The organism is Actinomyces sp. oral taxon 175 str. F0384 (genome assembly GCF_000223355.1).
Classification (GTDB): domain Bacteria; phylum Actinomycetota; class Actinomycetes; order Actinomycetales; family Actinomycetaceae; genus Actinomyces; species Actinomyces oris.
In genome coordinates, this window is record NZ_AFUR01000001.1 from 308,729 (window position 1) to 333,039 (window position 24,311).

Consider the following 24,311-nt stretch of genomic DNA (forward strand, 5'->3'; position numbering starts at 1 on the left):
CGGGTGCGCAGGAGGGGTAGGTGTCCATTTCGGAAACAAAGGAGCTCACAGGCCGTCACTCCGCCGAGAAGAGCCGCGAAATCATGCGGTTTCATTGTCTTCGACTGAGGCTGATCGCGGCCTTTGTCACCGATTTGGACACGTCGGTGCGTTCCTACTCGAATCGGACGGTGGTGCCGGCCAGCATGCGCCGGCCGTAGCGGGCGCTGGCCAGGGTCGCCACCACCACCAGCGCCAGGCACGCCCCCAGCGCCAGCCAGTAGCCGCCGCCCGGCCAGTTGATGTGGCGCCCCGACACCCCGCCGACCAGTGCCCATGCGGTCAGCCATCCCAGACCGATGCTCATGGCCAGGGCGGTGACCGCCGGCAGCATCGTCTCGTAGGACACCATGGAGCGCAGCGTCGCCGCAGGCATGCCGACCAGCCGTAGCAGACCCAGGACCCGCCGGCGCCCCAGCAGCGCCGCCACCGTCGAGACCCCCAGCGAGACCGCGGAGATGCCCGCGGCGATGAGGATGCCGATGTAGCCCAGCTGGGCGAACTGGTTCTCCATGGCGGTGTCCTGGAGGGCCTGGATCGAGCTGGGTGAGGTTGGGGCGGTCCCCAGGGCCAGGCCCGAGGTGGCCAGAGCGGTGCGGGCTCGCTCGACGGCCCCGGGGCTGGCCGGGTCGGTTCCCACCAGGACGATGGGCGCGCCGTGCTCACGGGCACTCGCCAGCTCCTCGGCGCTGACCGGCGACGGCGAGGCCGCCGCGTTCTCGTACAGCCAGCGGGTGCTGATGCTCACCGCGCCATCCGGGGACTCCACGTGCGGCGCCCCGAGGGCCTCGGCCTTGTCGGCCTCGAGGATGACGCGGCTGTCCTGCTTGCTGCCCCCGCTGATCCTCCCCACGGCAACCGTCGTCACCCCGGGCACGGCGGCGAGCTGGTCGACGGCGCTGTTCAGGGCGCCCTCGTCGCTGACCGCCGGTGTCGCCTCGAGCGATGTGGGGCTCAGGTGCCCGCCACCCTGGGTGACGTCACGGGTCCCGGCGGCCACCGTGATGGCGACGGCGAACACCGTCATGGCGTAGACGGCGACGACCACGCCCGCCACCGCCCGGAAGACCGCCCGGGGGTGCTGAGTGATCCGGTTGAAGCCGATGACCTGCGCCGCGGAATGGGCCAGGGCCCTGCCGCCTCGCGCTACCCACCAGGTCAGGACCGGCCCGGCCCACAGCAGCCCCAGCATCGTGCACAGGAAGGAGACCGGCAGCAGGTAGATGGTCAGATCGGAGTTCTGGTGGGCCACCGTCGGGGTGCTGACCAGTCCCGCGGTCCCCAGGATCACGGGCGCCAGCGAGATGAGGCGGGGGCGGCGCTCAGCGCGCTCACGGGAGCCGCCCAGCGGCCCGAGGTCGGCCCGTCGTGTGCGCCACCAGGCCACGGCCGCCGCCCCCGCCGTGGTCACGACGACGGCGAGGACCGCGTTGACCGGTGAGCGCAGCAGGTCGGAGTAGTAGAAACGACTTGACTTCAGCGTGATCTGCGCGGCCAGTGGGATCAGGGCCAGGTAGAGGGCCACGCCCGCCAGGGCGCCGACGAAGGTGGTGGCCCCGATCTCCAGGGCCGCGGTGCGGGCGACCTGCTGGGGCGTGGCCCCGATGAGGCGCAGCGTGGCGAAGCGCTCGGCCCGCTGCGCCGCCCCCAGATCCGTGACGATCCCGACGAGCAGCAGCGCGGGTACGAGCACCGCGATGGCGCCGACGATCGTGGCGATCCGGTACGCCTCGTTCTCGTAGGGGATGCCCTGGAAGGAGGTGACCACCTGGGGCGGGATGTAGAAGTCGGAGGCGGCCACGGTCCCCAGGTCCGTCCCGACGACGGCCACCAGCGAGTCCGGTCCCTCGACGGCCTCGGGGGACAGGACCCCTACCTGCTTGCCGTAGCGGTCGCCGAGCTGGTCGGCGGGAAGGGAAGCGATGCGCTTGGCCAGGGCGGGGGAGGCCAGGTACTCGCCCCGCTTGGGGACGATGTCGGAGCCCGGGATCCTCACCGAGGTGGTGCCCGACTCCGGCAGGGCCACCCTCAGGACGGTGATCGACTGGTTTCCGACGACGTCGAAGTTGCTGGCGACGGCCAGCTCGCCGGCGGTGAGGGCATGGTCGGGCCGGAGGTCGGTGTGGTTCGACTGCCCTGGGATGCCGGGTATGAGGGCGGTGGACGCCCAGCTCGAGCGCATGCTGCGCTCGGGGAAGGCCTGGGCGGCGGCCAGCAGCATGAGGAACAGGGTCACTCCCACCATGACGCCGGCGACGATCCCGGCCAGGCGGCGCCGGGCGGAGCGGTCGTTGGCGACGAGCAGCCGGGTCAGGGCGATGCGGCTCATGACCGGCTCCTCTCACTGCCCGGGCTTCCCGGCTCGGCGTGCCCCGGCCGGCTCGGGCCGGCTGCGGTGTGCGTGGCCCCGGGACTGATGCGACCGTCGCGCACGGTGACCTCCCGGTCGGCGTAGGCGGCGACGCGCGCGTCATGGGTGATGATGACCAGGGCGGCGCCTCGGGAGTGCACCGAGTTCAGCAGCACCTCCATGGTCCGCTCGGCGGCCAGGGAGTCCAGGGAGCCGGTGGGCTCGTCGGCGAAGAGCAGACGCGGGTTGGTCACCAGTGCTCGCGCGACGGCGGCCCGCTGCGCCTGCCCGCCCGAGAGCTGGGTGGGGCGCTTGTCCAGGTGCTCGCTGAGCCCCAGCTCGCCCAGGGTCTCGCGGGCCTGGGCCAGCGCCCGCCGACGCGGGGTGCCCGCCAGGAGCAGGGGGATGGTGACGTTGTCCAGGGCGGAGAGGTCCGGCAGGAGCTGACCGAACTGGAAGATGAAGCCGAACTCTTTCAGGCGCAGGCGGCTGCGGGCCGCCTCGTCGAGGGCCGCGATGTCCTGGGTCGTGTCGGCTCCGTGGTAGTCGACGCGCCCGGCGTCGGGCACGAGCACCCCGGCCATGACGTGCAGGAGGGTGGACTTGCCCGAGCCCGATGGGCCGGTGACGGCCAGGACCTCACCGGCCGCGACGTCCAGGTCGACGCCGCGCAGCGCGTGGGTCTGCCCGAAGCTCATCTCCAGGCCGCGGGCGCGCATGATGACCTCGCCCGGCAGGCCTGCCTGGCCCTGACCGGGTGCGGTGGTGACGCCAGTGGTGGCGGCGGTGGTGACAGGGGTGGCGTTCATGAGCGCACCTCCTCACGCAGCTCGCTCAGGCGGGCCGCGGTGGTCTCCATCCAGCGCAGGTCGGCCTCGATGTGGAACAGGGCGTGGTCGGCCAGCAGCACCGTGCGCAGGTCTCCGTCCTGCTTGAGGCGGGTCAGCTCGCGCATACGCGCCATGTGCTCGGCGCGCTGAAGGTCGAGGAGGCGTCCGGCGTCGTCGTCGAGCATGAGGGCGATGACGGTCTTGGCGAAGATGTCGGCCTGGACGTCTCCGGCCGGGGTGACCGGGGTCAGCAGCCACTGCTCGACGCTCTGGCGCCCGGCGTCGGTGACCTCGTAGCGCTTGCGCTCCGGGCCGGCTCCGGGCTCAGTCTCGATCTGAGTGATGAGCCCGTCGCGCACCAGGCGGGCGAGCGTGGCGTAGACCTGGCCGTAGGCCAGCGGCTTGGAGGCGGCGAACCAGTGGTCCCAGGAGCGTTTGAGGTCGTATCCGTGCCCAGGCCCGGCGCTGAGCAGCCCAAGAAGAGTGAGTTTCGATTCCATGGCCGCGACTATACGCTGAGTGTATACGCGCGCGACATACTCCGTGAGGAGGATATGCACGAGCATGTCCTTGCTGTTGGGTGGGGGTCTCGCGGCGAATAAACCAACAGGCCAGCCTGTGTTTGACAGACCCTGGCCGGCATCTTAGGTTAGGTTGACCTTTGTACTTCGGGTGTGGGGAGAGTAGATGCCGATCGGGTACTCGGGGACCGTCTTCGCCCCCGTTCTCAGACAGTGGGCTCGCTTGGCCGCACGCCGCCCGGCCATCCTCCTGACCGCGGCCATCCTGCTGGCCCTGTGCGTCCTGGCCTCCCTGTTCGTCGGCTCCTCCAGGATCCCCGCCGGCCAGGTCGCCCACTACCTGCTCCACCCCGACGCCTCCAACGTCAGCTACAACATCAACGTCCTGCGCGTGCAGCGCACCATCATCGGTGTGCTCGTCGGAACCGCCCTGGCGGTGGCCGGCGCGGTGATGCAGGCCGTCACCCGCAACCCCCTGGCCGAGCCCGGGCTGCTCGGTGTCAACGCCGGCGCCTCGCTGGGCATCGTCCTGGGAACCGCCGTGCTCGGCGTGCTCCCGATCTCCGACCAGCTGGCCCTGGCCGCGGGAGGAGCCCTGGTGGCGACCGCACTGGTCCAGGTCATCGGCATGATTGGCGCCTCGAGCTCCTCGCCGGTGCGCCTGGTGCTCATCGGTGTCGCCTTCTCGGCCTTCGCCGGGGCGGTCATCCGGGGTGTCGTGCTGACGATGCCGAACCTGTTCCGCACCTTCATCGACTGGGAGGTCGGCTCCCTGACCCGCACCGACATCCCCCTGCTGCCCGTGGCGGCCCTCGTGGTGGCGGGGACCGGTGCGGCCATCCTGCTGGCCGGCGCCCTGGACAACATCGCCCTGGGCGACGACGTCGCAGCCGCGCTGGGCACCCGGGTCGCCCTCGTGCGGAGCCTGAGCCTGGTCGTCGTCACGCTCCTGTGCGCCACCGCCACGACGGTGGCCGGCCCGATCGGGTTCGTTGGGCTCATGGCGCCGCTGACGGCCTCCTGGCTCATGGGACCCCACCGGGGCTGGATCGTGGCCCTGTGTGCGCTGGGCGGCCCCGTCGTCGTCCTGGCCGCCGACGTCCTGGGGCGCGTCCTGGCCCGTCCCGGTGAGATGCAGGTCGGTCTGCTGACGGCCTTCGTAGGCTCACCCGTCCTGCTGCTCATGGTCCTGCGGATGAAGGACCGGGCCTCATGAGGGGAATCAGACCGGGCCGCGCCGTCTCTCCACCGCGTCTCCCCGCCAGCACCGACCCGCGACGCAGCCTCCACGTGGGGACCGACGCCGGACGCCTGTGGATCGTCGTCGGCCGCCGGTCGGTGCTCATCACCCCGCGCCACGTCATCGTCGGCCTCATACTGCTGGTGCTCAGCCTCGCCGTGGCCGTGGTCTCCCTGCGGTTGGGGAAGTTCCCCGTCACCACCCAGGAGGTCATCGAGGCGCTCCAGGGGCAGGGGCGCAAGATCGTCCAGGTCGTCGTCGTGAAGTGGAAGCTGCCCCGGATCGTGCTGGGGCTCGTGGCCGGCCTGGCCCTGGGCGTGGCCGGCGCCCTCTTCCAGACCATCACCCGCAACCCCCTGGGCTCGCCCGACCTCATCGGCTTCAGCACGGGCGCGCAGACCGGGATCCTCGTCAGCATCCTCCTCCTGCCCGGCTCCATGCTCTCGGCCTCCCTGGCCTCCTTCATCGGCGGGGCCGCCGTCGGCACGGTGACCTACCTCGTCTCCCTGCGCGGCGGATTCACCGGCCTGCGCTTCATCCTCGTGGGGATCGCCGTCAGCTCCATGCTCGTCTCCGTCAACCGCTGGCTGCTGGTACGGGTCGACGACGACGAGGGCCTGGGCGCCCTCAAGGCCATCACCGGCACCCTCGGGGCCGCCCGGTGGCCGGTGGTGGCCCCGACCTGCCTGGCCATCGGGGTCACCGTCGCCCTCATCCTGCTGGCCTCCCGCCACCTGCAGGTTCTGTCCCTGGGGGAGCAGGTGGCCACCATCCTGGGCAGCCCCACCCGCCGAGCCAGCGCCGTCCTCATCCTGCTGGGCACCGTGCTGGTGGCGGTGGTGACGATGGCGGCCGGCCCCATCGGCTTCGTCGCCCTCGTGGCGCCCCACCTGGCCCGCCTCCTCACCGGCTCCCCGCAGTCCCCACTGCTCGTGAGCGGCCTGACCGGGAGCCTTCTGATGGTGGGCGCCGACCTGCTCAGCCAGCTCGTGCTCGAGTCGATGCCCGTGAGCGTGGTGACCAACGCCGTCGGCGGCCTCTACCTCATGGTGGCGCTGACCGTGGCAGCGCGCGGAAGGAGATCCCTGTGACCGACCTGCCCTCCACCGAGTCGAACGTCAGCACCGGACCGGCCGTCCCCGGGGCTCGCCTGGCCGCTCGCGGCGCGACCATCGCCTACGAGCGCCACGTGGTCTCCCGCAACCTCGACGTCGACATCCCCGCCGGTGTCTTCACCGCCATCGTGGGACCCAACGCCTGCGGGAAGTCCACGCTGCTGCGCGCCCTGGCTCGGTTGCACCGGCCCGCCCGAGGAGCGGTTCTCCTCGACGGCGCCGACATCGTCCGCCTGGGCACCAAGGAGGTCGCCCGCCGGGTCGGCCTGCTGCCTCAGAGCGCCACCGTGCCCGGCGGCATGCTGGTGCGCGACCTCGTGGCCCGCGGTCGCTTCCCCCACCAGGGCCTGTTCCGCCAGTGGTCGCAGCAGGACAGGCAGGCCGTCGAGGAGGCCATGGAGATGGTGGGGGTCACCGAGCTGGCCGCCCGCCCCGTCGACGAGCTCAGCGGTGGCCAGCGCCAGCGCGTGTGGATCGCCCTGGCCCTGGCCCAGGGCACCGAGACGATCCTGCTCGATGAGCCCACCACCTTTCTCGATCTGGCCCACCAGGTCGACATCCTCCAGCTGTGCCGGCGTCTCAATGCCGACGGCCGCACGGTGGTGGCCGTCCTGCACGACCTCAACCAGGCGGCGCGCTGCGCCGAGCACATGATCGTCATGCACGAGGGCCGCATCCACACCACCGGCTCCCCGCGCGAGATCCTCACTGAGGACCTCATCGAGGAGGTCTTCGGCCTGGCGGCCGTCATCGCCCCCGACCCGGTGGCCGGCACCCCCATGGTGGTGCCCCGTCACCTGGGCGCGGTCGTGCCGGCCGGCCCTGCCCCTGCCGGGACCCGCTCCGCTCCCACCGACTCCGCCGGAGTTCCGGCCCCACAGTCTTCTGCCGATCCCGCCTCGGCAGGAACCAGCCCGACTGCTCGTTCCCAGCAGGACGGACAAGAAAGGAACACAGATAGATGAACGCATCCTCGCGGCGCTCCAGCCGCCTGAGGCAGGGCCTCCTCGCCGTCGCGGCCATGGTGCTGAGCACCGGCCTGGTGGCCTGCGGCTCCTCCAACAGCTCGACCTCCGCCTCCTCCGCCGCCGGCTCCGCAGGGGCCCCCGGGGCGGCCTCAGCCGGAGCCTCCGGCGCCGCCTCGGCCGCGGCCTCCCCCAAGGTCACCTGGCCGGTCACCATCAAGGGGGACGACGGCGTCGACGTCGAGATCAAGGCCGAGCCCAAGAGCATCGTGTCCACCTCCGTGACCCTGACCGGATCGCTGCTGGCCCTCGACGCCCCGGTGGTCGCCTCGACGCCGGCCAAGAAGAAGGATGAGAAGACCGACGACAACGGCTTCTTCACCCAGTGGTCCAAGCAGGCCACCGACAAGGGCGTCAAGGCCATCGACGGCACCGAGGACAACCTCGCCCAGACGGTCGCGGGCAGCAACCCCGACCTCATCATCGTGGCCAAGACGGGACAGGACTCGGCCGCCAAGGTCGTCGAGAGCCTACGTCAGCTCGAGGTGCCCGTCCTCGTCATCGACTACGGCTCGCACTCCTGGCAGGACGTCACCAAGACCCTGGGGCAGGCCACCGGCCGCCAGGCCAAGGCCGACGCCGTCGTCAAGGACTACACCACCAAGGCCGAGAAGGCCAAGGGCGCCATCTCCGTCCCGAAGGGGGCGACCTCGGTCTTCACCGTCCCCGGGGACGGCACCAAGGGCGCCAACGCCTTCACTGAGGAGGCCCCGCAGGCCCAGCTTCTCAAGGACCTGGGCTTCACCATTGCCGCCGTCCCGGATAGCGTCAAGGGCGACCAGTCCATGGGTGAGCGCAAGGACATCGTCAAGCTCTCGCCCGAGAACGTCCAGGCGGGACTGACCGGTGAGAACTGGGTCGTCATTGCCGCAGACGAGACCGCGAAGAACGCCATCACCACCAACGAGACCTTCAGCTCGGCGGCCCCGGTGACCGGAGGCAAGGTGCAGTACATGCCGCCCTCGTCCTTCCGGTTGGACTACTACTCGGCCCTCGAGATGCTCGACGCCGTCCAGAAGGCCTACCCCAAGGCCTCCTGAACTGCTGACGACCTGAGCGTCAACGTGCTGGTGCCCCGGGCTCTCGGCCCGGGGCACCACGTATATTGACGACATCATCCCTCGCGGTCGCGCACTGCTCGGGGACGGGCCCCTCAGCCCCAGGCGACCGAGTAGTACTGAGTCTCCTGGAACTCACGGATCCCTTCACGCGCGCCCTCACGCCCGATACCGGACTGCTTGACACCCCCGAAGGGGGCGGCGGGATCGGATACGAGCCCACGGTTGACACCGACCATCCCAACCTCCATGCGCTCGGCCAGGCGCAGCGCCCACCCGAGGTCGCGGGAGAAGACGTAGCCCGACAGCCCGTAGTCCGTATCGTTGATCCACGTCAGCAGCTCGTCCTCGTCGTCCCAGGTGACGATCGGGGCGACGGGGCCGAAGATCTCGGTGCGCACGATCTCCGCGTCGGGGGCGACATTCGTCAGGACCCGCACCGGGACGAACGACCCCGGAGACTCCTGGGGCAAGGAGGACTCGGCGTGGACGACGGCGCCCCCGGCCACCGCCCCGTCCACCAGGGCGTTGATCTTGTCGCGGGCAGCCGGTGTCACCAGGGGGCCGATCTGGTTCGCCTCGTCCGCCAGGGCCGGCCCCACCCTCAGGTCGCGGACGACGGCGGAGAACTTCTCGGTGAACTCTTGGGCGACGTCCTGGTGGACGTAGAAGCGGTTGGCGGCGGTGCAGGCCTCGCCCCCGCCTCGGAGCTTGGCCTGAACAGCGCCCGTCACCGCGGCGTCGATATCGGCGTCGGCCGCCACCACGAAGGGTGCGTTGCCCCCGAGCTCCATGGACGACACCAGGACCTTCTCCGCCGCCTGCTTCATGAGCACACGACCGACCTGGGTGGAACCGGTGAAGGAGACCGCTCGGACCCGGGGGTCCTCCAGCCACGTCGTCGACACCTCCGCGGAACGGCTCGAGGGCACGATGTTCACCACGCCCGCGGGCACGCCGGCCTGCTGGATCAGATGTCCCAGTGCCACCGCTGTCAGGGGCGTGAGGGACGCAGGACGGAGCACCACCGTGCACCCGGCGGCCAGGGCCGGGGCGATCTTGCGGGTCCCCATCGCCGCCGGGAAGTTCCAGGGGGTGATCATGGCGACCACCCCGATCGGGCGGTGCGTGACGATCGTGCGGGTCCCGCCTGCCGGGGAGGAGCCGAAACCGCCCTCGGTGCGCACGGCTTCCTCGGAGAACCATCGGAAGAACTCCGCCGCGTAGAGGACCTCCGCCCTGGCGTCGTCCAGGGACTTGCCGTTCTCGGCGCTGATGAGCACCGCGAGCTCCTCGACCTGTCCCACCATGAGGTCGAACAGGGTCCGCAACAGCTCCGCGCGCTGCCGGGGCGGGGTGGCGCTCCAGGCAGGCAGCGCCTCGGAGGCCGCGTCGACGGCGCGTGCGGCATCCACCGGAGTCGCATCCGTGCAGCGTGCGAATACGGCGTTGCTGGCGGGGTCGACGACGTCGAAGGTTCCGCCGTCGGAGGCTGCCGTCATCCGCCCGCCCAGGAGCATCCCCTCCTCGGGGCGGATCCTGTGCAGGTAGTCGGCCAGAGCCGGGTGGGCTCCGAGGGTGGTGTACGCCGCTGTGTCAGTTGCCGCGCCGGGTCGTGTGTCAGCCATGGTTGTGCTCCCTGAGTATCGACTGTCGCCTGCCACGCATCACGGGTAGAGACCACGGGAGACGTGGGCCTCGGCGACGCGCTTGACGGCCATCGTCGTCGCGGCGGTGCGCAGCGAGAGTCCGTGCTCCCTGGAGAAGTCTGTGACCTCGTTCCAGGCCTTGTCCATCCTGGTGCGCAGGCGCTCATTGACCTCCTTCTCGGTCCACCAGTAGGACTGGTTGGCCTGTACCCACTCGAAGTAGGACACGATGACGCCTCCGGCATTGGCGAGGATGTCCGGCACGACCAGGATCCCCTTGTCCGCCAGGATCGCGTCGGCCGCGGGCGTTGTCGGCCCGTTGGCGCCCTCAACGACCAGCTTGGCGTCGATCAATGGCGCGGTCTGCTCGGTGATGACCCCTTCGACCGCTGCAGGAACAACGACGTCGCAGGCGACGGCGAACAGCTCGCTCGCAGGGATCGGGTCCGCGCCGGGGAACCCGTCGACGGTGCCGGTCTCATCCACGAAGGCCTCGAGTGCGGGGATGTCGATGCCCTTGTCGTTGCGAATCGTGCTGTAGACGTCCGCCACGGCCAGAACCTTCACGCCCGCCTCGTGGAGGAAGCGGGCAGCGCCGCGACCGACTTTGCCGAAGCCCTGAACGATCGCGGTGGCCTGCGAGGGATTCACTCCGATGCTCTCCATCGCGTTGAGGACGGAGTAGACGACGCCGCGGGAGGTGGCGGCGGCCCGCCCCTGTGACCCGCCGAGGTTGACCGGCTTGCCCGTGACGGTTCCCAGAACCGTGTGCCCGGTGGCCACCGAGTAGGTGTCCATCATCCAGGCCATGGTCTGCTCGTCGGTCCCCATATCGGGAGCCGGGATGTCCTTGTCGGGGCCGATCAGGGGGATCAGCTCCGAGGTGTAGCGGCGGGTCAGTCGCTCGAGCTCTCGTTCCGAGTGGGCCCGGGGGTCCACCTGGACCCCTCCCTTCGCGCCGCCGTAGGGCAGATCGAGAAGAGAGCACTTCCATGTCATCCACATGGCCAGCGCTCGGACCTCGTCGAGGTCCACGTTGGGGGAGTAACGGATCCCTCCCTTCGCGGGGCCGCGAGAGATGTTGTGCTGGACGCGGTGGCCGATATGCAGCTCCATCGTGCCGTCGTCGCGTCGCAGTGGGATGGCGACCGTCACCTCTTTACGGGCGGTCTCAAGCATGCGGCGCATTCCGTCGTCGAAGCCGAGGAACTGGATCGCCTCGGCGAGCTGCGCCCGTGCATCGTTGAGGGGGTGAGGGGTCGAGGGCATGGAGCTACCTCCTGGGTCGGTCGGGTGGATCAGCGTGATCCGGGGCCGGTGCGGCCTTAAGACGTGGGTGGAAGAGGGGATCAGGGCTGGTCTCGGAGCGCCTGCTCGAGGATCTCCATGCCTTCGGCGAACAGCTCGTCCGGCATGGTGACCGGTGGCAGGAGGCGGATGACATTGCCGTAGGTGCCGCAGGTGAGCAGGATCAGACCGCGTGAGCGCGCGGCCTGCGCGACGGCGGCGGTCAGTGCGGCATCGGGCTTCTGCGAGTCGGGGTCGACGAGCTCGAGAGCCATCATGGCGCCCTTGCCCCGGACCTCGCCGATGCGGGGGTCCTTCGCCTTCCACTGCTCCATCAGGCGGATGCCGGTCTCGCCGATCGTGCGGGCCCGTCCCAGGAGATCGTGCTCCTCGATCATGTCCAGGGTCGCCAGGGCGGCGGCACAGGCCAGAGGGTTACCGCAGTAGGTGCCGCCAAGGGCGCCCGGTTCGGCGGAGTCCATGATCTCGGCCGAACCGGTGACCGCCGACAAGGGGGTGCCGCCGGCCAGGCCCTTGGCGGTCGTCACCAGGTCGGGAACGACTCCCTCGTGGTCGCAGGCGAACCACGCCCCGGTGCGGGCGATTCCCGACTGGATCTCATCGGCGATGAAGACCGCGCCGTTGTCATGGCACCAGCGCTGGAGCGCGGTGAGGAAGCCGGGCGCCGGCACGATGAACCCGCCTTCGCCCTGAATGGGCTCGATGATGACGGCGGCGACGGAGGATGCCCCCACCTGCTTCTCGATCTGACTGATCGTGCGCTCGGCGGCGGCCTCGCCGTCCAGTCCGTCGCGGTACGGGTAGGAGCCGGGGACCCGGTAGAGCTCAGGGGAGAAGGGGCCGAAGCCGCCCTTGTAGGGGGCGACCTTGGCCGTCAGTCCCATGGTCAGGGAGGTGCGTCCGTGGAAGGCGTGGTCGAAGCAGACCACTGCCTGGCGGCCGGTGTGCTTGCGTGCGAGCTTGATGGCGTTCTCGACGGCCTCCGCCCCGGAGTTGAACAGCGCGGTCTTCTTCGGGAAGCTGCCCGGGGTCAGGGCGTTCAGGCGTTCGGCGACCTCGACGTATCCGGCGTACCTCGTGACGGCGAAGGAGGTGTGCGTCAGGTTCTCGGCCTGCTCCTGGATCGCAGCGACGACGGGCGCCGCCGCACCGCCCACGGTTGTCACCGCGATGCCGGATCCGAAGTCGATGAGACGGTTGCCGTCCATGTCCTCCAGGACGCCTCGGTCCGTACGCCGTGCGAATGTCGGCATGGCGGCGGTCAGGGCGCGTGGGAGTGCGGTACCTGCGCGTTCGTCGAGGGCGCGGGCCTCGGGACCGGGCAGAGGAGTGGCGAGATGAATGGTCTGGGGCAGCGTTGCCATATGGACCTCACAGTGTGTCGTGACGGACGGAGATCTGCCGCGGAACAGGGCGCTCCGGGTTGTCGTAGAAACGTGCTCGGCTATGAGTTCCGTCTCAGGTTATGCCCGCCTCTAGGTCTGAGCACCTAAGCCCAATGCACAATATCTCGCGAATCCTGTGCGTGATGCATAGAACAGTGTTTGAATCCAGGCATGGTGTTGGTGTCGGATCTCATCGATGGAGCGGACCTGGGGGTTCGCGCGGTGCTTCTGCCCGCACCGCACGCCGCGGTCACCTGGGTCGTCGCGACCGAGCTCCTCCAACCGGCCTCCTACCTCGAGGGCGGCGAGCTCGTTCTCACCACGGGTCTCGTCATGGCCGATGCGGAGGCGGCCACGTGGCGGGAGTACGTGGCATCACTGGTCGAGGCGGGAGTCGCGGCTCTCGGACTGGGGACCGGCATCGCCTTCGACACCGTGCCCGAGGACCTGCGCGAGGCCTGCAGGGCCGGGCGTCTCAATCTCATCGAGGTCCCCCTCGAGGTCTCCTTCGCCTCCATCAGCCGCGAGGTCGGGGCCATGCTTCAGGCCACCGAGCCTGAGATCGGTGCCGAGGGGGCGGGAGACGAGGAGACCCTGGTCCTGCAACAGCTGACGCGTGCAGCCGCCAAGGACAACCAGAGCGCGATCATGCGCGCCCTGGCCTCGATCCTCCGGGGCGAGGTGTCCCTGCGGGATGCCACGGGACGCACCGTGGTCGGTCCCTTCGGGCCGGAGGCGACGGGAATCGACGACGAGGTCGCCGAGTGCATCGACAGGATCCGTCCGGCAGGGATGCGAGGAGCCGGGGCGGTCGGCCTCGGCGACATGCGGCTGGTCGTCCGCCCGGTCGGCATCACCGGCGAGCCCGAGCGCTACCTGGCGACCGTTCAGCGCGAGACGCTCACGCGCGCTCAGACCCTGGGGGTCGATCTCGCCTGGTCGTTTCTGAATCTCATCGCCGAGTCCTCCAAGGCCTTCACCGGATGGCTCCTCCGGCTCGTGGGGGCCTCCACCCGGCATCTCCTGGCGGGTGACATCGCGCAGGGGCTGGCGCTGGCGGACCAGGTTCAGGAGCTCGTCCTCACCCGCCTGCCGTCTCCGGAGCGGCGATCGGTGCCCGCTACCGGTGGTGGTCATCAGTGGCGGGTTGTCTGCCTCGAGGGTGGCAGTGCTGACGTTGCCGGGCTCTCCACAGTGCTGGCCCGCCTGCTCGTCGAGAGTCGGGGGGCTCCGGTGGGGGAGCGGCTTCTGTGGCGCACGGACCGGGGCGGGACCCGCCTGATGATCCTCGGTGAGGTCGAGCGCGTTCCCTCCCTTCTTGAGGACGGCAGTGTCACGCCCTGGACGGAGCGGATGCGGATCGGCGTCAGCGGTCCTGTCGGCGTCACTGATCTGCCGCGGGGCGCACAGCAGGCGCTGTCCGTCTGCACCGGAACTCGGCAGCTCGGACAGGCGGTGCGCTGGGAGACCTCGGGACTGCCGTCGGTCACGGACCTCCTGGACGAGGATCGGGCCCAAGCCTTCGCCCGCGCTCGCCTCGGGGGCGTCGCCGATCAGCCCGAGCTGCTCGAGCTGTTGAGGATCTACCTCAGCGAGGCCGGGGCGGTGCAGCGCATCGCCGAGCGTCTGGGGGTGCATCGCAACTCCGTCCCCGCACGTCTTGTGCGCCTGAGGAGGGCGCTCGGCGTCGACATCGAGGATGCCGAGCAGCGGGCGAATTTGTGGTTTGCGTTACATTTTTGGGTGGAGTGACGGTTTGTCATCTCGCACAAGGGTGACTTTTCCGCGTTTTGATGCGATTCCTTGAAGTGTGGAACGTGATGTTCGACATACCTGGTGGTGTGTGTTTACTATTACGCCGTCACCTAGGACCTTAGCCCGCGTTGTTGTTACAGGACTTGTGCCGCGTCGGGCGCTAGCGGCGATGTGGCCTGCGCCGGTCCGGCGTGAGCTTGGGCAGCAGATGCCTGAGCCGTCTCATTTTTTCGACTCTCGACACCTCTCGTCTCGACTCTCATCTCGACACCGACGTCCCGCCGAAGCCAAGAAACAGAGTGATTCACATGAGCCTTCCTCTCCTCCACAACTTTATCAACGGAAAATTTATTCCGGCAGCCACCGATGCCACGTTCGACGTCGTGGATCCTCGAACGGAACAGGTCGTAGCGCAGTGCCCGGTCTCGGGTTCCGCCGATGTCGACGCCGCCTACGACGCCGCCCTCAAGGCCTTTGAGAGCTGGCGGCTGACAACGCCGGCGGAACGGCAGATGCTCCTGCTCCGACTCGCCGACGCCCTGGAGGCCAATGCCGACCGCCTTGTTGAGGCTCAGCGCCGCAACACCGGTCAGCTCGCCGAGATGATCCGGGCGGAGGAAGTCGTGACAGGGGCCTCTCAGCTGCGGTTCTTCGCCGGAGCCGCACGACTCCAGTCGGGTGTCGCCTCGGGCGAGTACGCCGAGGGTCTGAACTCGCAGATTCGCCGTGAGCCCATCGGCGTCGTCGGGCAGATCGTCCCGTGGAACTACCCCTTCATGATGCTCATCTGGAAGGTCGGGCCCGCTCTGGCGGCGGGCAACACGGTGGTGCTCAAGCCGAGTGCCAACACGCCCGAGAGCGCCATCGTCTTTGCCGAGATCGCCGGCGAGATCCTCCCGCCCGGGGTCTTCAACCTGGTGCTCGGCACCGGAGAGACCGGGCGCCTCATGAGCGCCCACCCGGTGCCCGGGTTGGTCGCGCTCACCGGTTCAGTGCGCGCAGGCTCGGATCTCGCTGAACAGGCGGCCGGAAACGTGACTCGTGTTCACCTCGAGCTGGGAGGCAAGGCCCCCGCCGTCGTCTTCGCCGATGCCGACATCGAGGCGGCTGCCGAGGGCATCGCCGCCGCAGGGACGTTCAACGCCGGGCAGGACTGCACCGCCGCCACCCGCGTGCTGGTCGAGGCCTCGGTGGCCAAGGAGTTCACCGATGCGCTGGTGCGTCACGTCGAGTCCTTGCGGACCGGTCCGATTCCGGAGGAGGAGGCGTTCTACGGCCCCCTGAACAACGCCCGTCACTTCGCCTCCGTGCAGAAGATCGTTGAGGAGCGGCCCGCACACTCCCACCTGCTGACCGGTGGCCACCGCGTCGGCGAGAGCGGGTACTACTACGCGCCCACTGTCATCTCGGGGCTCAAGCAGGACGATGCGCTCGTGCAGCAGGAGGTCTTCGGGCCGGTCCTGACCGTTCAGGAGTTCTCCTCCGACGACGAGGCTCTGGCCCTGGCCAACGGTGTGGACTACGCCCTGTCCTCGTCCATCTGGACGACCGACCACCAGCGTGTCCTGCGATTCAGCAGGGACCTGGACTTCGGCTGCGTGTGGGTGAACTGCCACATCCCCCTCGTCGCGGAGATGCCGCACGGCGGCTTCAAACGGTCCGGCTACGGCAAGGACCTCTCCGTCTACGGCGTGGAGGACTACACGCGTATCAAGCACGTCATGAGTGCTCTGTGACCTCCCGGAAGCTAACAGGAGATCACCCCCATGCGCATTCTGACGGCTTTCACCAATTCGCTCGGCGGCAGAGACTCCTACCACCTGGGGGTATCTCTCGCTGAAGCGTTCTCGTGCCCACTCGATCTCGTCACCGTCGTCAAGGGCGGCGGAGGGCGCTACGTCCTTGATGTCACCGATCACGCCTTCCAGGACGTCGTTGCCACGCAGGTCGACGACTGGATGACGGAGATCATGGAGGAGCATCGGCCCCGTGTGCCGGTGAGCAAGTACCTGCGGTACAGCCTCTCCTTCCCCGAGGGCATCATTGCCTCGGCCGAGGAGCTCAAAGCCGACCTGCTCGTAGCCGGCGGGGGCCGTCACGGGGTCCTGGGACGAGTGTCCCTCGGCTCCGTGGGGCAGACCCTGCTCAACTCCTCGACAGTTCCGGTCGCCCTGTCCCCGCGCGGCATGAGGCACGCCCCTCTTGACGGACTCTCACGCATCACGGTCATGCTGGGGGAGTCCGGCAGGTGGAGGGGGGTGCTCAGCAAGGCCAGGACCTTCGCTGACAGAGCCGGTGTCCCGTTGCGTCTCATCACGGTGGCCACCGGCGACTCGCAGAACACCGCGGAGATCGGGGAGAGGACCGAGGCCCTGCTCGCCGAGGTACGCCTGGATCTCAAGGGGCTGGATGATCAGCGTGTCCAGATCGTCCACGCTCACAGTATGAGCGCCGCCGTGCTGGCCATGGAGTGGAACAGGAATGAGCTGGCCTTCCTGGGATCGGCGCGACTGGCCCAGAGCGGGCGCCTGTTCCTGGGGCCGGACGCCAACAAGATCCTGCGTGTCCTGCCCGTGCCTCTGGTCGCGGTCCCAGCTGACGCGGCCGACGTCGGGGGTGCAACATGAGCGCGACTACTACGAGCTCCGGAGGCGGGCTGTCGAAGAAGGGACTGGCCGAGGGCTCTGTCGGTCTGCTCGGCGCCATCATCATCGGGGTGTCCTGCATCGCGCCCCCGTACACCCTCACCGGCGCGCTGGGGCCGACCGCCTCAGAGGTGGGCGAGCAGGTACCGGCGATCTTCCTCGTCGGATTCATCCCGATGCTCCTGGTCGCCTTCGGGTACCGAGAGCTCAATGCGGCGATGCCCGACTCGGGCACATCCTTCACCTGGGGGACGCGTGCCTTCGGTCCGTGGATCGGGTGGATGAACGGATGGGGGCTGATTGTGGCGACCGTCGTCGTCCTGTCGAACCTTGCGGCCATCGCCGTCGACTTCTTCTATCTGTTGCTCGCACAGGTGACTCGCAATTCCGCCATTGCGGATCTCTCCGACAACGTATGGGTCAATACCCTCACCTGCCTGGTCTTCATCACGCTGGCGACCTGGATCGCGTACCGCGATATGCAGACCACCCAGAAGCTCCAGTACTGGTTGGTGGGGTTTCAGCTGACGGTGTTCCTCGGCTTCGGCGCGGTGGCCATTTACCGCTACTTCACCGGAACCGCCGTCAATCCGACACCCGTGAAGCTCGAATGGTTCAATCCCTTCGCCGTCGACTCGCTGGGGACTTTCGTGGCGGGCGTGTCCCTGTCCTTGTTCATCTACTGGGGCTGGGACGTGTCGCTGACGGTCAATGAGGAGGCCGACGACGCCAGCTCCACTCCAGGGCGCGCCGCCGTGCTCACTGTCATGACAATTGTCTCGGTGTACATGTTCGTCACGATCGGATCCATGATGTTCGCCGGCCTGGGGGAGGATGGGATAGGACTGGGCAATCCTGCGATCCAGGACAATGTCTTCTTCGCCTTGGCCAGACCGGTTCTGGGGCCGTTCGCGATCCTCCTGTCGACGGCGGTGCTGGTCTCGTCCGCGGCGTCCTTGCAGTCCACCTTCGTCTCTCCCGCCCGCACCCTCCTGTCGATGGGGTATTACGGAGCAATGCCGGAGAAACTCGGCGAGATCTCTCCGCGCTTCCTCACCCCTGGTCGCGCAACAGTCGTCTCGGCGATCGCCGCCTCGACCTTTTATACCCTGCTGCGCTTCGTATCTACCTCCGTCCTGTGGGACACGGTTCAGACCCTGGGGGCGATGATCGCCTTCTATTACGGGCTCACCGCCTTCGCCGCGGTATGGTACTTTCGAGGGAAATGGTTCTCCTCAGTGAGGAACTTCTTCTTCACGCTGGTCTCGCCGGGACTGGGAGGTCTCATCCTCTTCTCGCTCCTCGGCCTGACCCTGAAGGACTCCCTCGACCCGGAGTATGGGTCGGGATCGCAGGTCTTCGGCGTCGGTCTCGTCTTCGTCCTCACCCTCGCCCTCATTCTCCTGGGCGTGGTACTGATGCTTGTGCAGTACGTCCGAGCACCGGCCTTCTTCCGTGGGGAGGTGATCGCACGATCCGACGCTGTCACCGAGGAGTTGAAGGTGGCAACTGTCTTAGAGGAGGACGATGGTGAAGCCTCCCAGCTCCGTGCTGCGTCATAGAGGCAGTGAACCGGAGCGAACACACACATGACAACAGCTCACTCCGCGCCAGGCCGGCGGAAGGAGCTGAGAGGAATCACATTGTCATCGTATCGACGGCCACAGCTGATCGATGCGCCGGTAATCAAACGCACGATATGTGGACGCCAGGCCGGACCACGAAGGAGTGACCAATGAGTATCAACATGGAGCGAGTCGCTGAGCTGACGGAGATCGAGTCCAAGCGCCTCAATGAACGGACCAAGGGGTCCGGCGACATGTACAACCGCGCGAGAAACAGCCTTTCCGGCGGTGTCGCCTCCTCGTACCAGCTTCGCGAGCCCTGGCCCATTTACCTTGAACGGGGGCAGGGGCCGAAGGTCTGGGATGTTGACGGCAACGAGATGTGGGACTTCCACAACGGCTTCGGATCGATGCTTCAGGGGCACGCCCACCCGGTGATCGGCCAAGCCATTCAGGAGCGGTACGGCAAGGGCACCCACTTCGCCGCCCCGACCGAGGACGCCCTGGCGGTGGCGGAGAACCTCTCGAGCAGGTGGGGGCTGCCGAAGTGGCGCTACACGAACTCGGGCTCGGAGTCCACGATGGACGCGATCCGTATTGCACGCGCCTACACCGGTCGCGACACGGTCATGAAGATCTTCGGCTCCTACCACGGGCACCACGACACCGTCATGGTCTCGATCGGCGTCGAGTACGACAAGATCGGTGACCGTGACAACCTGGCCTCGCTGCCCTACGGAGGCGGCATTCCCGACGCCACCGTCCAGATGACGGTGCCGGTTCCCTTCAACGATGCCGAGGCCATGGAGCGCCGCATCATCCGGCTGACCGATGAGGGGCGTAAGCCCGCCTGCGTCATCATGGAGCCGGCCATGATGAACCTGGGTGTCGTGCTGCCGGAACCGGGATATCTGGAGCAGGTTCGTGAGATCACCCGGCGACACGGCGTCGTCCTGATCTTCGATGAGGTCAAGACAGGCCTGTGCATCGGTCCGGGCGGCGCCACCAAGCGCTTCGGAGTGACTCCCGACTTGGTGACCATGGCCAAGGCCCTGGGTGGTGGTCTGCCCTCGGGCGCCATCGGAGGCACCGAGGAAGTCATGTCCGTGGTGGAGGACCACACCGTCTTCCAGGTCGGCACCTACAACGGCAACCCCCTGGTGATGGCCGCCGTGCGGGCCAACCTCGAGAAGGTCCTCAACCCGGAGGCATACGCCCACCTCGACCACCTCAACGATCGCATTCTCGCGGGTTGCACGGAGGTCATTGAGCGCTACAACCTTCCGGGCTACGCGGTGGGCGTCGGCGGCAAGGGGTGCGTCACCTTCTCCCCCAAGAAGGTCGTCGACTACGAGTCCTTCAAGGAGCACCAGAACGCGGAGCTGTCCGAGCTCGCGTGGCTGTTCAACATGAACCGGGGGATCTTCATGACTCCGGGCCGCGAGGAGGAGTGGACCCTGTCAGTGACCCACACGGATGAGGCGATCGACGCCTACGTCAGCTGCTTCGAGGAGCTTGCCGAGGCGATCACCACCAAGTGACGTCAGCACTCTCTGATCTCATGGGGGCCACCGAAGACGTCGGTGGCCCCCATGAATCGTGTCCTGCCCGCGGTGGCGCTCGGTGGCACTCAGCGGCGTTTACAGGCGCGGATCCTCGTGCGGAAGGAGGTGAAGGGCGCCACCGTGTTGATGTGGATCCACTTGGCCACCGGCCAGGCCGACGGCGTCGAGGAGGCCCACGCCCGCTGCCCGGAGGTGAAGAGCTCCTCCCGACTCAGCGATGCCACGAGGGCGACGACGCCGTCGACCCTGTCCCGAAAGGCCTCCTGAAGCCGGGGCAGGGAGGCGTCACGCCACTGCTCGTAGAAGGCGCTGTAGAGATCGCCGAGTCGGTTCCACCGGTAGCCGGGTGCGGGCGTGACCACCTCGCATCCGGCCTGCTCATCGCGTTCCCAGCCCAGCAGCAGTGCCATCCACCCCAGCTGGTAGGCGAGCATCTGCGCCGGCGTGCGGTCCACCCCGTCCTTGAGCGTGTGGAGTTCGGAGGCGGGGACGTCGTCGAACTCGGCGATGAACAGCTCAGCGCGCTTGCGGATCTCCGCGATGAGCTCCTCACCGGAGGCGTAGTCCTTCACGGCGGTCTCCTTCTTCGTCCTCGCTGGCCCGCCGGTGGCAGTCGGAGGCGTGCGATCGTAGGTTAACCCTCGCGGTCGTGCCCTTAACCTACGAACCCGAGACTTAACCTACGAACTCGCGGCCCCCAGCCCCGCCTAGTCCTGCGCCGTGACCCCGACGTCGGCCATCTTCCGCTCCGTCCACGGGGCGACGATGAACAGGATGATGGCCACGGCGACCGTCACGGCCCCCAGGCCGTAGTAGTAGGTGGAGTTTGCGATGTTCTCCGTCCTGGAGATGATGAAGCCGGCCAGCCCCTGACCAGTGGCCGTCGTCAGCAGCCACAGACTCATTGTCTGGGAGGCGAAGTTCTTGGGTGCCAGCGCCGACGTCGTGGACAGGCCCACTGGGGACAGGAAGAGCTCGGCGACGGTCTGGATGATGAAGACCACCGCCAGGAACCACCAGGGGGACAGCTTTGCGCCGCCCGGCCAGATCTGGAAGCCGTAGCCCAGGATGAAGGCCGATCCCCCGATGATGAGCACCGAGATCGCGAACTTCATGATGGTGGAGGGAAACCTGCCCGCCCGCCGGGTGAAGAGCCAGCCGATGAATGGTGCCAGGATGACGATCGTGGCGGGGTTGATGGACTGGTAGGTCTCGGGGGTGATGGCCCAGCCGAGCCACGGGATAGTGCCGTCGGTGTTGTCCTTGGCGAAGGTGGCCATCTTGCCGGCCGCCTGCTCGGAGATCATGAAGAACAGGACCGCGCCGATCCACAGGGGGATGTAGGCGCGCAGGTGGGTGCGCTCGCGGGCCGTGACCTTGGGGGAGCGGAACATGAGGACGAAGTAGCCCAGGGCGGCACCTGCCGGGATGATGAGCATGGTCGCGGAGATGGCGTCGAGCAGGCTGCCGGTCAGGGCGCTGAGGACCGCGACGAGTGCGGCCGCGGCCACCACGGTCAGGAGCGAGACGAGCACGAACCGCTGGCGCTCCTGGGGGCGGATGGGGTTGGGGACGGTGAAGGCGAAGGCGGAGAGCTTGTGGCGGCCGTAGATGAAGGCGATCAGGGCCACCCCCATGCCGACGGCGGCCGAGAAGAAGCCGGCGTGGTAGCCGTAGTGCTCACGCAGCCAGCCGGTCACCAGCGGAGATGCCAGTGATCCGAGGTTGACCGACATGTAGAACAGCTGGAATCCGGCGTCGCGCCGCGGGTCGTCGTCATCGTAGAGGCCCCCGACGATCGTGGACAGGTTCGGCTTGATGAAGCCGGTGCCCACGGCCACCAGCACGATCCCCGTCCACGAGAGGGCGGGCGTGGGGATGGACAGGCAGATGTGGCCCGCCATGATGACCAGGCCGCCGTAGAGGGTGGACAGCCACGGTCCGATGATGCGGTCGGCGAAGATGCCGCCGGGGATGGCCAGGAGGTAGACGGCCGCACTGTAGGAGGCCAGGATGACCTGCCCGGAGTTGGCACTCAGACCCAGGCCACCGCCGGCCACGGTGTCGGTGATGAAGTACAGCAGGATGGCGCGCATGCCGTAGTAGGAGAAGCGTTCCCACATCTCCACGTTGAGCATCCATGGCAGTCCACGGGGGTGGCCGAACAGCCCCCGGTCCTCCTTCGACGGCGTCGTGCGCAGGGTGGAGGGGCGCCATCGGCTGGCGATCATCCGACCGGTATCGAGATCGTCCTCGACGGGAGTCGGGGTCGTTGACATGAGACTCTCCCTTCCTGTGGTCAGGTGAGGCGTGCCGCCGGACCGTCAGTGTCCGGCACGAACCACAGGTACCCACGCACCCTACCCCGGTCGTGAGGTAATTTTGGGAGAACGTGAAGGCGGCTGAGCGAAACGGCCCATGAGGTCGGCGAGGCGGGGACGCTCATTGCCCCCTCTGGGACCCATCGGCGGCAGCCGCGCCTCCCGATCAGTACAGTTAGTCCTCGGGATCGTGCCTTGAACCTACGACTCCGAGGGCCAACCTACGAACTCGCGGCGTTCCAGGTGCGGCTCGTCCAGGCGCTCCTAGTTCTGCGCGGCGACCTCGACGTCGGCCATCTGCCGCTGCGTCCACGGGGCGACGGCGAACAGCACCAGGGCCATGAGCAGCGTGGCCACGCCCAGGCCGTAGTAGTAGGTGGCGTCGGAGGCGTCCTCGGTCTGGGCGATGACGAAGCCGGCCACGCCCTGCCCGGTGGCGACGCTGAGCCACCACAGCCCCATCGCCTGGGAGGCGAAGCTCTTGGGGGCCAGCGCCGTCGTCGTGGCCAGGCCGACCGGGGTCAGGAAGAGCTCGGCGACGGTCTGGATGACGTAGACCAGTGCCAGGAACCACCAGGGGGACAGGTGCTCCCCACCCGGCCAGATCTGGAAGCCGTAGCCCAGCATGAGCGCCGAGAGCCCCACGATGAGCACCGCGATGACGAACTTCATGATGGTGGAGGGGAACCGGCCCGCCCTCCGGGTGAAGAGCATGCCGATCAGCGGGGCCAGGATCACGATCGCCGCGGGGTTGACCGACTGATAGGCCTCCGCGGTGATCGACCAGCCGAACATGGGCAGCCGCAGATCCGTGTTGGAGTCGGCGAAGGTGGCCATCTTGCCGGCCGCCTGCTCGGTAATCATGAAGAACAGGACCGCGCCGATCCACAGGGGGATGTAGGCGCGCAGGTGCGTGCGCTCAGGGGCGGAGACCTTCGGGGAACGGAACATGACCACGAAGTAGGCCACGGCCGCACCGACCGGCACGAGCAGGCCCGCCGTGGCGACGGTCGTCACCAGGTTTCCGGTGATCGCCTGGAGAGCGGCCACTACAGCGCCGACGGCGACCAGGACGCCGAGGGAGCCCAGCAGCAGTCGCCGGCGCTCCTGGGGGCGGATGGGGCTCGGGACGGTGAAGGCGAAGGCGGAGAGCTTGTGGCGGCCGTAGACGAAGGCGCCCAGGGCGAAGGCCATGCCGACGGCGGCCGAGGAGAAGCCGGCGTGGTAGCCGTAGTGCTCGCGCAGCCAGCCGGTCAGCAGGGGGGAGGCGAAGGCGCCGACGTTGATGGACATGTAGAACAGCTGGAATCCGGCGTCGCGCCGGATGTCATCATCGTCGTAGAGGCCGCCGACGATGGTCGTCAGGTTCGGTTTGATGAAGCCGGTGCCCACGGCCACCAGCACGATCCCCGTCCAGGAGGTCACGGTGCTTGGGATGGTCAGGCAGATGTGTCCGGCCATGATGACCACGCCGCCGTAGAGGGTGGACAGCCAGGGCCCGATGATGCGGTCGGCGAAGATGCCCCCGGGGATGGCCAGGAAGTAGACGGCCATCCCGTAGAGCGCGATGACGACCTGTCCGCTGGTCTCACTCAGGCCCAGGCCGCCGCGGGCGACCGTGTCGGTGATGAAGTACAGCAGGATGGCGCGCATGCCGTAGTAGGAGAAGCGTTCCCACATCTCCACGTTGAGCATCCAGGGCAGTCCGCGGGGGTGTCCGAACAGCCCCCGGTCCTGCCTCGACGGCGTCGTGCGCAGGCTGCGGGGCCGCCACCGGCTGGAGATGAGGCGGCCGGGCTCGGCCAACCTGTCCTCGCGCTCGTCCACCGCCATCGCGGCGACCGACATTGGGGCGGATGTCGAGTCTGACATCGGGCCTGACGTCGAATCGGACTCGGACTGTGCCATGGCGCTGTCCCTTCCTCGGGGCGGCGGCCACT

General features: G+C 68.2%; 18 protein-coding genes. 9 read left to right on the forward strand and 9 right to left on the reverse strand.

Annotation, left to right across the window (positions count from 1 at the left end; translation table 11 throughout):
• Positions 1–154: 154 nt before the first annotated feature.
• The 3 genes from HMPREF9058_RS01185 to HMPREF9058_RS01195 are packed head-to-tail and all read right to left on the reverse strand — an operon-like array spanning position 155 to position 3,719.
• Positions 155–2,368, reverse strand: coding sequence for an FtsX-like permease family protein (locus HMPREF9058_RS01185; RefSeq protein ID WP_009406125.1), 2,214 nt, complete (start codon positions 2,366–2,368; stop codon positions 155–157).
• A complete protein-coding gene (locus tag HMPREF9058_RS01190) occupies positions 2,365–3,198 on the reverse strand; it encodes an ABC transporter ATP-binding protein (protein ID WP_009747329.1) in 834 nt (277 codons plus the stop codon). Before HMPREF9058_RS01190 ends, HMPREF9058_RS01185 begins: the two co-directional genes overlap by 4 nt.
• A complete protein-coding gene (locus HMPREF9058_RS01195; RefSeq protein ID WP_003789164.1) occupies positions 3,195–3,719 on the reverse strand; it encodes a PadR family transcriptional regulator in 525 nt (174 codons plus the stop codon). Before HMPREF9058_RS01195 ends, HMPREF9058_RS01190 begins: the two co-directional genes overlap by 4 nt.
• Before the next feature lie 187 nt (positions 3,720–3,906).
• Here HMPREF9058_RS01195 and HMPREF9058_RS01200 point away from each other — a divergent pair, with 187 nt between their 5' ends.
• The 4 genes from HMPREF9058_RS01200 to fepB are packed head-to-tail and all read left to right on the forward strand — an operon-like array spanning position 3,907 to position 8,160.
• A complete protein-coding gene (locus HMPREF9058_RS01200) occupies positions 3,907–4,956 on the forward strand; it encodes an iron ABC transporter permease (RefSeq protein ID WP_009405994.1) in 1,050 nt (349 codons plus the stop codon).
• Positions 4,953–6,071, forward strand: coding sequence for an iron chelate uptake ABC transporter family permease subunit (locus HMPREF9058_RS01205; RefSeq protein ID WP_043537556.1), 1,119 nt, complete (start codon positions 4,953–4,955; stop codon positions 6,069–6,071). The genes HMPREF9058_RS01200 and HMPREF9058_RS01205 overlap by 4 nt, the downstream gene beginning before the upstream one ends.
• Positions 6,068–7,060 (forward strand): ABC transporter ATP-binding protein, encoded by a 993-nt coding sequence (locus tag HMPREF9058_RS01210; RefSeq protein ID WP_009406239.1) that lies wholly within the window; start codon positions 6,068–6,070, stop codon positions 7,058–7,060. Before HMPREF9058_RS01205 ends, HMPREF9058_RS01210 begins: the two co-directional genes overlap by 4 nt.
• Complete coding sequence (gene fepB / locus HMPREF9058_RS01215; protein WP_009406480.1) at positions 7,057–8,160, forward strand: Fe2+-enterobactin ABC transporter substrate-binding protein; 1,104 nt, start codon at positions 7,057–7,059, stop codon at positions 8,158–8,160. Before HMPREF9058_RS01210 ends, fepB begins: the two co-directional genes overlap by 4 nt.
• Before the next feature lie 113 nt (positions 8,161–8,273).
• Here the strand turns inward: fepB and HMPREF9058_RS01220 are convergent, their stop codons facing one another.
• The 3 genes from HMPREF9058_RS01220 to gabT form a co-directional block, all read right to left on the reverse strand.
• Positions 8,274–9,806, reverse strand: a complete 1,533-nt coding sequence (locus HMPREF9058_RS01220; RefSeq protein WP_009406245.1) for an NAD-dependent succinate-semialdehyde dehydrogenase — start codon at positions 9,804–9,806, stop codon at positions 8,274–8,276.
• 39 nt (positions 9,807–9,845) lie between these two features.
• Positions 9,846–11,096, reverse strand: a complete 1,251-nt coding sequence (locus tag HMPREF9058_RS01225; RefSeq protein ID WP_009747628.1) for a Glu/Leu/Phe/Val dehydrogenase — start codon at positions 11,094–11,096, stop codon at positions 9,846–9,848.
• A gap of 80 nt (positions 11,097–11,176) precedes the next feature.
• A complete protein-coding gene (gene gabT / locus HMPREF9058_RS01230; protein WP_009406040.1) occupies positions 11,177–12,499 on the reverse strand; it encodes a 4-aminobutyrate--2-oxoglutarate transaminase in 1,323 nt (440 codons plus the stop codon).
• A 192-nt stretch (positions 12,500–12,691) separates the two neighbouring features.
• Here gabT and HMPREF9058_RS01235 point away from each other — a divergent pair, with 192 nt between their 5' ends.
• The 5 genes from HMPREF9058_RS01235 to HMPREF9058_RS01255 all read left to right on the forward strand — a co-directional run bounded on the left by HMPREF9058_RS01235 (position 12,692) and on the right by HMPREF9058_RS01255 (position 20,026).
• Entirely contained in the window at positions 12,692–14,272 is a 1,581-nt protein-coding gene (locus HMPREF9058_RS01235; protein WP_009747532.1) for a PucR family transcriptional regulator, read from the forward strand.
• A gap of 311 nt (positions 14,273–14,583) precedes the next feature.
• Positions 14,584–16,011 (forward strand): aminobutyraldehyde dehydrogenase, encoded by a 1,428-nt coding sequence (locus HMPREF9058_RS01240; RefSeq protein ID WP_043537557.1) that lies wholly within the window; start codon positions 14,584–14,586, stop codon positions 16,009–16,011.
• A 30-nt stretch (positions 16,012–16,041) separates the two neighbouring features.
• Positions 16,042–16,902: a universal stress protein gene (locus HMPREF9058_RS01245; protein ID WP_009747480.1), complete on the forward strand. Its 861-nt coding sequence runs from the start codon at positions 16,042–16,044 to the stop codon at positions 16,900–16,902.
• Positions 16,899–18,482: an APC family permease gene (locus HMPREF9058_RS01250; protein ID WP_009405681.1), complete on the forward strand. Its 1,584-nt coding sequence runs from the start codon at positions 16,899–16,901 to the stop codon at positions 18,480–18,482. Before HMPREF9058_RS01245 ends, HMPREF9058_RS01250 begins: the two co-directional genes overlap by 4 nt.
• Before the next feature lie 173 nt (positions 18,483–18,655).
• Positions 18,656–20,026 carry an aspartate aminotransferase family protein gene (locus HMPREF9058_RS01255; protein ID WP_009747292.1) on the forward strand — a complete coding sequence of 457 codons (1,371 nt, stop codon included), beginning with the start codon at positions 18,656–18,658 and terminating at the stop codon, positions 20,024–20,026.
• An 89-nt stretch (positions 20,027–20,115) separates the two neighbouring features.
• Here HMPREF9058_RS01255 and HMPREF9058_RS01260 read toward each other — a convergent pair whose 3' ends face one another.
• The 3 genes from HMPREF9058_RS01260 to HMPREF9058_RS01270 form a co-directional block, all read right to left on the reverse strand.
• Positions 20,116–20,622, reverse strand: a complete 507-nt coding sequence (locus tag HMPREF9058_RS01260) for a ClbS/DfsB family four-helix bundle protein (protein WP_009747418.1) — start codon at positions 20,620–20,622, stop codon at positions 20,116–20,118.
• Positions 20,623–20,757: 135 nt separating this feature from the next.
• Positions 20,758–22,329, reverse strand: coding sequence for a peptide MFS transporter (locus tag HMPREF9058_RS01265; RefSeq protein ID WP_009405982.1), 1,572 nt, complete (start codon positions 22,327–22,329; stop codon positions 20,758–20,760).
• A 306-nt stretch (positions 22,330–22,635) separates the two neighbouring features.
• On the reverse strand, positions 22,636–24,219 hold the full coding sequence (locus HMPREF9058_RS01270) for a peptide MFS transporter (protein WP_175284682.1): 1,584 nt from the start codon (positions 24,217–24,219) through the stop codon (positions 22,636–22,638).
• Positions 24,220–24,311: the final 92 nt, after the last annotated feature.